The organism is Halomonas sp. QHL1 (assembly GCF_001882345.1).
Lineage (GTDB): Bacteria > Pseudomonadota > Gammaproteobacteria > Pseudomonadales > Halomonadaceae > Vreelandella.
Genome location: NZ_MINL01000001.1, coordinates 3,218,772 through 3,230,686, shown reverse-complemented (window position 1 = coordinate 3,230,686; position 11,915 = coordinate 3,218,772). Strand labels below are relative to the sequence as shown.

Sequence of the window (11,915 nt, the reverse complement as noted above, 5' to 3'; positions counted from 1 at the left end):
CTTTCACAACCGGCTTATCAAGCCACCTACGCGCGCTTTACGCCCAGTAATTCCGATTAACGCTTGCACCCTCCGTATTACCGCGGCTGCTGGCACGGAGTTAGCCGGTGCTTCTTCTGCGAGTGATGTCTTTCCTGCCGGGTATTAACCGACAGGCGTTCTTCCTCGCTGAAAGTGCTTTACAACCCGAGGGCCTTCTTCACACACGCGGCATGGCTGGATCAGGGTTGCCCCCATTGTCCAATATTCCCCACTGCTGCCTCCCGTAGGAGTTCGGGCCGTGTCTCAGTCCCGATGTGGCTGATCATCCTCTCAGACCAGCTACGGATCGTTGCCTTGGTGAGCCTTTACCTCACCAACTAGCTAATCCGACATAGGCTCATCCAATAGCGGGAGCCGAAGCCCCCTTTCTCCCGTAGGACGTATGCGGTATTAGCCTGGGTTTCCCCAGGTTATCCCCCACTACCGGGCAGATTCCTATGCATTACTCACCCGCACGCCGCTCGTCAGCATCTAGCAAGCTAGATCTGTTACCGCTCGACTTGCATGTGTTAGGCCTGCCGCCAGCGTTCAATCTGAGCCATGATCAAACTCTTCAGTTTAAGATCTATGTGATCCTTACCTGCCACCCGAAAGTGACAGAAGCGGATCAAACTTGGCTCAAGGTTCAAACGAATTCATTCAAACTTACGTTTTCATGACCGCTTGCCTTGATATTTGGTGATTTGTCACCAACATCAGCAAGCGCCCACATGAATTACCTGATCAAATTGTTAAAGAGCTGTTTCGCTGTCCTGGTTACTGTGAAAGCAACCCGGCGGGCCGTTGACTTGGCTTGCCGCAGCGAGGAAGGCGTATTCTACGCATTTCCTGGTGGTTGTCAAGGGCGTTGTTTTCGATGTAAAACACACAACATCCAAAACCGCGAGCTATCGCAAAAGCGGTAACTGTTTGACAAACCAAGGCTTTTACACCTTATACACCACTGGTAACGCTAGGCGTCCCCGGCAGCGGATGCGTACTTTACGGATTCGCTGTCGGGTTGGCAAGCGGTTTTTAATGTTGATATTAACTGAGGCGAAAAAAGTGCTTATTAGGCATTACGGATTGAATCTGGCACCAGCGAACCCGAGCCGAGATCGGCAATGCTACGCGCACCGGTGAGCGTCATTGCAACCCGCATCTCCTTATCAAATAGCTCAAGCAGATGGGAAACCCCCGCCTCTCCGGCGGTAGCAAGTGCGTAGATAAAAGCACGCCCAATCAATACGGTATCGGCACCCATGGCGATCATGCGCACAACATCAAGCCCACTGCGTACCCCGGAGTCGGCCAGAATAGCCAAATCACCCTTAACCGCATCAGCGATAGCAGGCAGCGCACGCGCAGTAGAGGGAACACCGTCTAGCTGACGTCCACCATGATTGGAAACAACGATACCATCCGCACCGAAGCGAACCGCATCACGAGCATCCTCAGGATCGAGTATCCCCTTAATGATCATAGGGCCATCCCATTGCTCACGAATCCACTCCAGGTCCTTCCAAGAGATGGACGGATCAAAGTTATCACCAAGCCAAGCAATATAGTCTTCAAGCTCTGTTGGTTTGCCGCGATAATCCGACACGTTGCCGAGGTCATGAGGACGACCATTGACACCCACGTCCCATGCCCAAAAAGGGTGTGTTGCCGCTTGAAGCATTCGCCGCATTGGGCCGCGCTTACCGCTCATACCTGAATGCGCATCGCGATAGCGCGCCCCCGGCACGGGCATATCGACAGTGAAGATCAGCGTCTTGACGCCAGCGGCTTTGGCTCGCTCCAAGACATGCTTCATAAACCCTCTATCTTTCAACACATAAAGCTGAAACCAAATAGGTCGATCAACAGCAGAGGCCACTTCATCGATCGGACAGACCGATACTGTCGATAGCGTAAACGGTATCCCTTTATTAGTAGCTGCCCGCGCAGCTTGCACTTCACCGCGCCTAGCGTACATTCCTGCCAATCCTACCGGCGCCAAGGCGACCGGCATGGCAAGCGTTTCGCCGAACAGCGTAGTCTCCAATGATAGCGAAGACATATCTTTCAACACGCGCTGACGCAGCGCGACACCAGCAAGATCCTCGACATTACGCCGCAGCGTATGCTCCGCGTAGGACCCACCGTCGGCGTAATGGAAAAGAAACGGGGGGATACGACGCTTGGCCGCTTGGCGATAATCAGTGGAAGCTGAAATGATCATGGATAGCCCTGTGCAATAGCCCTATGCAATGGATGCGCTATACACCGGCGCCCCAAAGTGGAAAATTGGTTTTACCAATTGACAAAAAACCAGCATCAACAGTAGTGAGCCACCCTAAGCGTGTCAAACGGAGATAACGCTCTTTAGCACCTTAAACCGCTATACTTTAGTTTAAAGACGCTATAGATGAGCTTTGTTAGCGTTAAATCCCACTTCGCAGGCGCTTGAGATCAAACGCCAAAGATCTTAATATTGGTCTTACCAATTGCGGACGCTAAACGACATGAGCTATTCACTATGAGCTATCCTCCGCTCCGCCAGCAGCGCTTGGCCGATGTAATTACTGAGCGCCTTGAAGCAATGATGCTGGAAGGCAGCCTAAAGCCAGGCCAGCGGTTACCTCCCGAACGTGAGTTAGCCGAACGATTTGGCGTTTCGCGCCCCTCTTTACGGGAAGCTATCCAGAAACTAGCTGCTCGTGGTTTGCTGACCAGCCGCCAAGGCGGCGGTACTTTTGTTAACGATGACCTTAGCAATGGTTATACCGACCCCTTGCTGGAGATGCTCTCCCGTCACGGCGAATTTAACCTGGACTTACTTGAATTCCGTGACGCCATGGAAGGTATATCCGCTTACTACGCTGCGCTGCGCTCAACCCCCGCCGACAAAGCTGTCTTAATTCAGCGCTTCGAAGAACTCGACGGCGGCTTTGCAGGCGCAGATCCCATTCAAGAAGCGAAGCTAGATGCGGCATTTCATCTAGCAATTGCCGAGGCCGCCCACAATGTTTTGCTGCTGCATACTATTCGCGGTATTTTTCATCTGCTAGAGAAGAGCATTGTGAATAACTTGGCCCATTTATTTGCCAAGGAAGGTTCCCGCACCCAGTTAATGCAACAGCACCGCGCCCTGCTCAATGCCATTTTGGAAGGTCGCGCTGAGGATGCCCGTGCGCGCGCCCATGAGCACTTAGTGTTTGTTGAAGAAGGTCTACTTGAGATGGCCAAGGCTGAGACCCGCGCTCAGCGCGCCCTTCGCCGCGCCCAAGGCAGTAGTAAGACGTCGGCATGAACAGCGCTGGCATGAATAACCCAGCGCCCACCCCTTTGCCATTACGTTGGCGACGCCTATGGCTGCTGGTTATTTCACTCGGCTTGCTGTTTTGTATGTGGCAGGCCGCTCAGCTGGCACGTGAACAAGCGCTTTCTAACTTACAGGATGATGCCGAAAACGAGCTGCGGCTGTCTGCCGCCAACTTAAACGGCTATTTACTGCGCTACGACTACCTGCCACAAATGCTTGCCACCCGGGAAGGTGTGCAGCGCTTCTTGGCCTCTCCCGATAGCCAAGACCCGATGCCGCTCAATATGCTACTGGATCGTTTCCGCTTTACAGCGGGAGTTTCAGACGTCTATTTACTCAATCGCGATGGCGACACAATCGCCGCCAGTAATTGGCACCGCCCTAACACCTTTATTGGCCAGAATTATGCTTTTCGCTCTTACTACACCGATGCCATTGCTGGGGGGCAGGGGCGCTTTTTTGGCTTAGGCATCAAGTCTCTTGAGCGAGGCTACTACTTCTCATCGCCCGTATGGCTAGACGACACCTCGCCGGATGCGCGGCCAGACGGTGTGCTAGTGGTTAAAGTACTGTTAGATGACGTTGAAGAGAGCTGGGCAGAGCAGGATGCCGAGCTGTTTGTCACTGATAGTGACGACATTATCTTCATGGCTAGCCACCCTGAGCTGCGCATGAACGCCCTCTACTCGCTTACCGAAGAACAGCGTCAAGCCCTGAGGGAAACGCGCCGCTACGCTATGGAACCGTTGACCCCTGCGGGTATTGAAGTCAATGCACCTTACCGACAGGGAAGTCAGTTGGTCAGTTTTTCCCAAGGCCCATTGAGCAGCAGCAACTACCTTAGTCTGACCCGACATATCCCTGAGTTTGGCTGGCAAATGCATATCTTAAAGCCGCTAACACCGGTGATTAGCGCTCAGTGGATAGCTGCTCTGATGGCAGGCGGCCTCTACGGCGTGGTCACTCTTGGTGCGGGCATTGGTTGGCAGCGCCTGAGACTACGCCGTGAGCGTGAAGCGTTTGCCGAGCGTGAGCGCAACACCTTGGCACGCGTGCGTGACGAACTAGAAGTTAGCGTGGAACGCCGCACCCGCGACCTAGTCGCCAGTAACCAACGCCTTTCGGATGAAATTGAAGAGCGCCGCCGCGCTGAAGCCAACTTACGACAAACCCAAGACGAGCTGATTCAAGCCGCCAAACTCGCTGTATTGGGGCAGCTCGCCGCTGGCATCAACCATGAGCTTAATCAACCGTTGGCGGCTATTCGCGCTTATGCAGAAAACGCCCGCCGCTTTATGGCATTAGCACGCCACGAAAAAGCCGATGCCAACCTGGAACAAATTGTTGAACTAACCGAGCGTATGGCAGATATCAGCGCGCAGCTGCGCCAGTTTTCACGTAAGAGCAGCGAACGCCAGGAGGCGATTTCGGTACAAGCCTGTATCGACTACGCTCTACGCCTGTTTCAAAGCCGTTTACGCGAAGGCAATATCACCATTGTTCAGGATTGGCCTGCTGAAACCCTATGGGTTAAAGGCGATCTGGTGCGCCTGGAACAGGTGTTGGTGAATTTAATCGGCAATGCGCTGCAGGCCATGAAAGGCGTGCCTGCGCCACAACTCACCCTGGGCGCCCGTATACACCAGCAGCAGGTCATTATTAGCGTTAGCGATAATGGCCCGGGCATTCCCGAGGAGCACTTGGGGCATATTTTTGAACCCTTTTTTACCACCAAAGCGCCGGGCAGTGGTTTAGGGCTGGGTCTCTCGATCTCATCGCGTATCATGGACGATTTAGGCGGCAAGCTACAGGCGGCGAACCAACCCGAAGGCGGCGCTTGCTTCACCATTACCCTGCCCCACACACCGCTAACCCACACTCAGGAGAACTCCTCTTATGCATGAGCCGTCGACGCTGCCGGTCATGGTGATCGACGACGAACCGCATCTGCGGATCACCGCCAGCCAAACCCTCGAACTTGCGGGCTATACGCCCTACTGCTTTGAATCGGCGGAACAAGCTCTGGCAGCATTAACGCCGGACTTCCCGGGTGTCATTGTCAGTGATATCCGTATGCCGGGAATGGATGGCATGTCACTGCTCCATGAGTTACATAGCCGCGACGCCACTCTGCCGATTATTTTAATCACTGGCCACGGCGATATTTCCACTGCTGTAGAAGCCATGCGCGCAGGGGCCTGGGATTTTCTCGAGAAGCCCTTTGCCGGTGATCAACTGCTGGATGTGGTGCGCCGGGGCATAGAGAAGCGCCAGCTCAGCTTGGAAAACCACCGTCTTAAAGCCGAATTGGAAGTGCAACAAGCCGCACTGGGGCCGCGGCTCGTTGGGCGCACGCCCATCATTTCGCGGCTGGCCGCAATGATTCAGCGTATCAGCCAGGTAGAGGCCGATGTACTGCTATTTGGAGAGACTGGCACCGGCAAAGACCTCGTGGCCCGTGCGATTCACGAACGCAGCGCTCGGCGTAATAGCCCCTTTATGGCGATCAACTGCGGCGCAGTGCCCGAAAACACCATTGAGTCCGAGCTGTTTGGCCATGAAAAAGGCGCCTTTACCGGTGCCGTCGAGCGGCGCATTGGCAAGTTTGAACACGCCAATGGCGGCACGGTGTTTTTAGATGAAATTGAATCAATGCCCATGGCGCTGCAGGTCAAGCTGCTGCGGGTACTGCAGGAACGCAGCGTCGAGCGGTTAGGTGCCAATGAAACCGTCCCGCTCGATATTCGCGTGATTGCGGCCACCAAGGTAGACCTCAAAGCCGCCTCCGAAGAGGGGAGTTTCCGCGAGGATCTTTACTACCGACTAAACGTGGTCACTCTGCCGCTGCCTGCTCTGCGCGAGCGGCGTGAGGATATCCCCTTATTGTTCCAGCACTTTGCCGTGGTCGCCGCCAACCGCAGCGGGCTGGAAGCACCGACCCTCGACAGCCCCGCCATTGCCGCCCTGCTGGCCCATGACTGGCCCGGCAACGTGCGCGAGCTGCGTAACCTTGCCGAGCGCTACGTGCTGCTAGGTGCCGCCTTTGACTATCGGCTGGATGCGCTGCTGGAAGGAGTCAACGCCGACACAGAAGAGCCTACTTTGCCACGCCAGGTAGAGCTGTTTGAAAAGAGCCTGATCAGCCAATCCCTGTCGCGCTACCATGGCCGGGTAACCGACGTTTGTCGCCACTTGGGCATTCCGCGCAAAACATTTTATGACAAGCTTAAGAAGCACGGCCTCCATGCCGATGACTATCGCCACAGCAGCGAGCCTTGATGCAGCAACTCACCCAACACAGACCAGGGCGGCACCCAAGGTATCAGCGTTAATGTGGCGATCAGCATTAGCAGATTGGACATCGGACGACGACTGTCGCCTAGCTTAAGCGCCGTACCAAAGGAGCGCTTTAGCCGCGCACCTTCAAGGTCGACGCTGTATATCTCATCCAAACTCAAGTGGATCAAAAAACCTACCAAGGTGGCAGCACCGTGCGACCAAGCCAGCCATGCAGGCTGGTTCAGCAGATTAAAGCTTAACGCGGCGGTGAATAGACCACATAGCCCACTCGCCAGCAGTGAATGCCAAATACCGCGGTGCACGGTGAAACGCGAAAATAGCAGGCCTGCCAGATAGCGCACACAGAAGTAAATCCCACCGCAGGCAATCAACAGCGCCCCCGGCGTCAGCCATGGCTGTAACAACAGCGCTCCCAGGACAAGAGCAGGCACCGAAAGTAGATTAAATATCAGTCGGATAGAATGGGAACGGTCAGCATCAATGTCGGGCAAAATGCCGCCAAAGGTGACTAATGCAATCATCACCAGCGCTTGGGAGGGCGGCCACCATTGACCTTTCCAGCCTGCGTAAGCTATTAGCACGCCGCCCGCCGCTGCTACCGTAATATGCGTGCGAAAATTAGCCATGACGCGGCATCCCAGAGTCTGCAAAACAGAAAACTGTATAAATTAACAGACTTTCAGCGTTCGCGACATGGCTAATTAAGAAAAAAAGGTTGGCTTAGCAATCGCTTAGGGTAGACCTAGGCCAAGATACTAGCGTGTGGCTTCGGCCAAAAAGCGGTCTTTCAATTTAACGTAGTTACCAGCGGTGTACGGAAAGAACGCACGCTCTTTCTCTTTGAGTGGCCGCAGCGCTTTAGCCGGGTTACCGGCATACACATAGCCGCTTTCCAAATGCTTCCCCGGCGTTACCACGGCACCCGCAGCAATAATGACCTCGTCCTCAACGACCGCGCCATCCATTACAATCGCGCCCATACCCACTAGGATTCGGCTTCCCAAGGTGCAGCCATGCAAGATCGCTTTATGCCCGATAGTCACATCATCGCCAATAGTGAGCGGAAACCCCTCCGGGCTGAAGTCACTGGCGTGGGTAATATGCAGTACGCTGCCGTCCTGCACGCTGGTACGCGCGCCAATACGAATACGGTGCATATCGCCACGGATAACCGTCATCGGCCAGACGGAGCAGTCGTCACCCATCACCACATCACCGATGACCACACTGGCCGGGTCAATATAAACGCGCTCGCCCAGTTGGGGCTCCATACCTTGATACGCTCGTAAGGCACTGCTCATAACTCGCTCCTAGGGTTCTAATCGACAGTTAGAGGATTATTTACCTGACTATAGCAATCCGGCCAGCAGAACAATAAAGGTCAGCGGAATCGACACCCAGCGAATGATATTGCGCCACACCAGATAGCCACTTTCACCAACGCCTAACGCGCTCACCACTCTATTGCGAGGCATTACCCAAGCCGCAAAAACGGCTATCAATAGGCCGCCCAAGGGCAGGAAAACATCCGGCGGTATACTGCTGACAAGCTCGAATACATTGCGTCCCAATAGCGGCCGAAACTCCGCCAGCGTTGAAAAAGAGAGCGCCGACAACAGCCCAATCAGCCAAACGCTGAGCGCCACAATTGCAGTCGAGATACTGCGGCGCAACCCCAAGCCCTGCAGCGTAGCGACCATCGGCTCCGCTAGGTTAATAGCAGATGTCCAGGTCGCCAGCAGCAGCAGTAAAAAGAACACGCTTAGCCATACAGAGCCCCAGGGCAGCTCAGAGAACGCAATGGGCAGGGTGACAAACATTAACCCTGGGCCGTCAGTGGGATCCATGCCCTGGGCGAACACCACCGAGAAAATAGCGATCCCCGCCAGTAACGCCACGCTAATATCCAGCACAGCGACCGCAACGGCTGCTTTGGGCAGGCTTTGCTCTTCAGGCATATAAGCGCCATACGCCATCAAGGCACAGGCCCCTACCGCCAAGGTAAAGAACGCGTGCCCCATGGCATGGACGACTACGGACGGGGTTAGCGCCTCGAAAGAGGGTAAAAACAGCCACGCCAGGGCGGGGGCAAAACCATCAGTCGTCGCGGCATAGCCCGCTAATAACAGCAACAATAGATACAGCAGCGGCATCAGCAGGTTATTGAGCCGCTCTAGCCCTTTGGCAACACCCGCCGCTACAACGGTCATGGTCATAAACAGAAACAGCGAGTGATTGAAGATCAGCAGACCCGGGTTGGCCAAAAAAGCCTCAAAACCGGCGCCAATCTCAGCGGCGCTCGCGCCATTAAAGTTGCCGTTAACAGAGGCCACCAAAAACTCAATCGACCAGCCGGACACCACCGAGTAGAACGACAAGATACAGAACACGGTGAACGCCCCGAATAGCCCCAGCCAGCGCCAGTGAGGTGAAGCCCCCGCCTCGGCAGCCAAAGCACTCAAGGCTTGCATCGGCCCCCGCCGTCCGGCACGACCAATCAGTATCTCCGCCATCATCACCGGAATACCTAGCAGCAGCACAAACGCCACGTAAATCAATAAAAACGCCGCGCCGCCGTTTTCTCCGGCCACATAAGGGAAGCGCCAGATATTGCCTAACCCCACCGCAGCACCTGTTACCGCCAAGATAAAGGCCCGCTTAGACCCCCAGCGCTCCAGCGTTTCGCTCATCACTTGCTCCTGCCATTGGTGGCATTAAAAGGCGGCAAGACTAGCAGGCGCTTGCGTGCAGGCCAAACCCTGTTATTGAACCTAGCATTGAAACCCGCCCCCACCGCCCGCACTGTGTCATTATTATTGCGCTCTTTTGCGCGTTCCTGACGTCCTAAACTGTGCTTTGTAAAAGCATGCCACCCGAGGTGTCTATGTCCTCCACCCCTTTGTCCACCAATCCGCTGCTTGAAACCCACGAGCTCCCCCCCTTTGGAGAGATTCGCGCCGAGCACGTGGAGCCTGCCGTGGAGACACTGCTAAGCGAAAGCCGTGAGGCCATTGATCGCTTGGCTGATCAAGCAGCCGCCACCCCGCCCACATGGGACAATTTTGCGGCGCCACTTGAAGCGGTTAATGACCGACTCACCAAGGCGTGGTCACCGGTATCGCACCTCAACGGCACCATGAACTCCCCGGAGATGCGCGAAGCGTACCAGGCATGCCTTGAGAAGCTCTCTGACTTCGGCACCTGGGTAGGCCAACACGAAGGTTTGTTTCATGGCTGGCAAGCGTTAAAAGATGGCCCCGCCTGGGAACACCTGAATGCAGCCCAGCGGCGTACCGTGGAGAACGCCCTACGCGATTTCCGCCTAGCCGGTGTTGCCCTGCCTGCTGACCAGAAAGCCCGCTACGGCGAGATCCAGTCGCGCCTTTCAATGCTGTCAAACCAGTTCTCGAATAACGTGCTGGATGCCACCCAGGCTTGGCACAAGGACATCGATAGCCAAGAGACATTAGCGGGGGTGCCGGAAAGTGCTCTCGACACCTTAAAAGCTACCGCCGAGGCGAAAGGCGTTGCGGGCTACCGTATTACCCTGGATTTCCCCAGTTTCTTCCCGGTAGTTAGCTATGCCGATAACCGCGAACTGCGCCGTGAGGTGTATACCGCGTTTGTAACCCGTGCGTCTGACGAAGGCCCGGATGCGGGCAAATTCGATAACGCGGCGATCATGGAAGAGATCCTGGCACTGCGCAGTGAAATGGCCCAGCTGCTCGGTTTTGCCACCTACGCTGATTACTCCCTCACCACCAAAATGGCGGACTCTCCCGAGCAGGTGCTCGACTTTCTCAACGACTTAGCCCGCCGTGCGGTGCCTCAGGCGACGGAAGAGTTTGCTGAACTCAGTGCCTATGCCCTTGAGGAACTCGGCCTAGAGACGCTGGAGCCCTGGGATGTTGCCTATGCCAGTGAAAAGCTGCGCGAAGCGCGCCACTCTATCTCTCAGGAGCAGTTACGCCCCTACTTTCCAGCACCCCAGGTGGTGGATGGCTTGTTTCAGGTGGTTGAACGCCTTTACGGCGTGCGCTTTGAAGAAGACACCCAGGCGCCCCGCTATCATGATGACGTGCGCTATTTCCGCATCACCGAAAATGGCCAGCCAATGGCCGGTTTCTATCTGGATCTTTACGCTAGAGAAGGCAAGCGTGGCGGCGCGTGGATGGCCGACTGCCGGGTGCGTCGTCAAACCGAGCAGGGTCTGCAACTGCCCGTCGCCTTCCTTACCTGTAACTTTACCGCTCCGGTAAACGGCCGCCCGGCACTCCTCACCCACGACGAAGTCACCACGCTATTCCATGAATTTGGTCACGGTCTGCATCATATGCTGACACAGCAGCAGATTGCCGATATTTCCGGCATTAATGGCGTCGCTTGGGATGCCGTCGAGCTGCCCAGCCAATTTATGGAAAACTACTGCTGGGAGCGTGAAGGCTTAGATCTACTCGCCAAACACGTGGATAGCGGCGAACCGCTGCCAGCAGAGCTGCTTGAGCGCCTGCAGACGGCCAAGAATTTCCAGTCGGCAATGGGCATGATGCGCCAAATCGAGTTCTCGCTATTCGATCTGCGTCTGCACCATGAAGTAAGTGCTCCCAGCGCTAGCGACGTGCAAGCCTTGTTAGATGAGGTGCGCGAAGCGGTGTCTGTGCTGCCAAAAGTGCCGTTCAACCGCTTCCAAAATAGCTTTGGTCACGTGTTTGCTGGTGGCTACGCTGCCGGTTACTACAGCTACAAGTGGGCGGAAGTGCTCTCGGCGGATGCCTGGAGCGCCTTTGAAGAGGCCGGTATCTTTGACCCGGAAACGGGACAGCGCTTTCGTCGTGAAATTCTTGAGCAGGGCGGCGCACGCGATGCCGCTGACCTGTTTGTCGCCTTCAGGGGCCGAGAGCCAAGTGTCGAACCGCTACTGCGCCATAGCGGCATTCGCGCTGCTTAATGCATTTTTAAATACACTTTCCCCATGCGCGGCGCCTTTGGCGCTGCGCGCTAGGAGTCTGTAATGTCGACGGTTAAACGCTTTATTGCCGGTGTGACCTGCCCGCGCTGCGCGGCGATGGATCGTATCCGCGCCTGGGAGCAAAACGGTATTCGCTACCGAGAATGCGTCAGCTGCGATTTCTTCGAGCAACTGCCCATTGAAGAGGACGCGCTGACCGAAATGACCACCCGGGTCAACCAGGTACGCGACGATCAGAAGCAGCAGGATGTACAGCCCGTGCGTATTTTGGATCCCGGTAAACCCTCTCGTTAAATTCCCACCTCGCCAATGTGGTGG

The 11,915-nt window shown here is 55.5% G+C and carries 9 protein-coding genes and 1 other annotated feature; of the genes, 5 read left to right on the top strand and 4 right to left on the bottom strand.

The window, feature by feature from the left end:
* Positions 1–54: 54 nt before the first annotated feature.
* Positions 55–594, bottom strand: a sequence feature (16S ribosomal RNA rRNA prediction is too short).
* A 499-nt stretch (positions 595–1,093) separates the two neighbouring features.
* On the bottom strand, positions 1,094–2,245 hold the full coding sequence (gene lldD / locus QHL1GM_RS14875) for an FMN-dependent L-lactate dehydrogenase LldD (protein WP_071695155.1): 1,152 nt from the start codon (positions 2,243–2,245) through the stop codon (positions 1,094–1,096).
* A gap of 297 nt (positions 2,246–2,542) precedes the next feature.
* Between lldD and QHL1GM_RS14870 the strand changes: the two genes are divergently transcribed.
* Genes QHL1GM_RS14870 through QHL1GM_RS14860 form a run of 3 tightly spaced genes read left to right on the top strand, consistent with a single transcriptional unit; the run spans position 2,543 to position 6,607 of the window.
* On the top strand, positions 2,543–3,316 hold the full coding sequence (locus QHL1GM_RS14870) for a GntR family transcriptional regulator (protein ID WP_071695154.1): 774 nt from the start codon (positions 2,543–2,545) through the stop codon (positions 3,314–3,316).
* On the top strand, positions 3,313–5,232 hold the full coding sequence (locus QHL1GM_RS14865; RefSeq protein ID WP_071695153.1) for an ATP-binding protein: 1,920 nt from the start codon (positions 3,313–3,315) through the stop codon (positions 5,230–5,232). Before QHL1GM_RS14870 ends, QHL1GM_RS14865 begins: the two co-directional genes overlap by 4 nt.
* Positions 5,225–6,607 carry a sigma-54 dependent transcriptional regulator gene (locus QHL1GM_RS14860; protein ID WP_071695152.1) on the top strand — a complete coding sequence of 461 codons (1,383 nt, stop codon included), beginning with the start codon at positions 5,225–5,227 and terminating at the stop codon, positions 6,605–6,607. The genes QHL1GM_RS14865 and QHL1GM_RS14860 overlap by 8 nt, the downstream gene beginning before the upstream one ends.
* Here the strand turns inward: QHL1GM_RS14860 and QHL1GM_RS14855 are convergent.
* From QHL1GM_RS14855 to QHL1GM_RS14845, 3 genes are all read right to left on the bottom strand, one after another.
* Positions 6,583–7,254 (bottom strand): metal-dependent hydrolase, encoded by a 672-nt coding sequence (locus QHL1GM_RS14855; protein ID WP_071695151.1) that lies wholly within the window; start codon positions 7,252–7,254, stop codon positions 6,583–6,585. The two genes, QHL1GM_RS14860 and QHL1GM_RS14855, sit on opposite strands and share 25 nt — an antisense overlap.
* A gap of 129 nt (positions 7,255–7,383) precedes the next feature.
* On the bottom strand, positions 7,384–7,929 hold the full coding sequence (locus tag QHL1GM_RS14850) for a gamma carbonic anhydrase family protein (RefSeq protein ID WP_071695150.1): 546 nt from the start codon (positions 7,927–7,929) through the stop codon (positions 7,384–7,386).
* Positions 7,930–7,977: 48 nt separating this feature from the next.
* Positions 7,978–9,318 carry a sodium-dependent transporter gene (locus tag QHL1GM_RS14845; RefSeq protein ID WP_071695149.1) on the bottom strand — a complete coding sequence of 447 codons (1,341 nt, stop codon included), beginning with the start codon at positions 9,316–9,318 and terminating at the stop codon, positions 7,978–7,980.
* A gap of 209 nt (positions 9,319–9,527) precedes the next feature.
* Between QHL1GM_RS14845 and prlC the strand changes: the two genes are divergently transcribed.
* Together prlC and QHL1GM_RS14835 are read left to right on the top strand one after the other, a co-directional pair.
* Positions 9,528–11,576 carry an oligopeptidase A gene (prlC, locus tag QHL1GM_RS14840; protein WP_071696015.1) on the top strand — a complete coding sequence of 683 codons (2,049 nt, stop codon included), beginning with the start codon at positions 9,528–9,530 and terminating at the stop codon, positions 11,574–11,576.
* Between the two features lie 63 nt (positions 11,577–11,639).
* Positions 11,640–11,891, top strand: coding sequence for a YheV family putative zinc ribbon protein (locus QHL1GM_RS14835; protein WP_071695148.1), 252 nt, complete (start codon positions 11,640–11,642; stop codon positions 11,889–11,891).
* Positions 11,892–11,915: the final 24 nt, after the last annotated feature.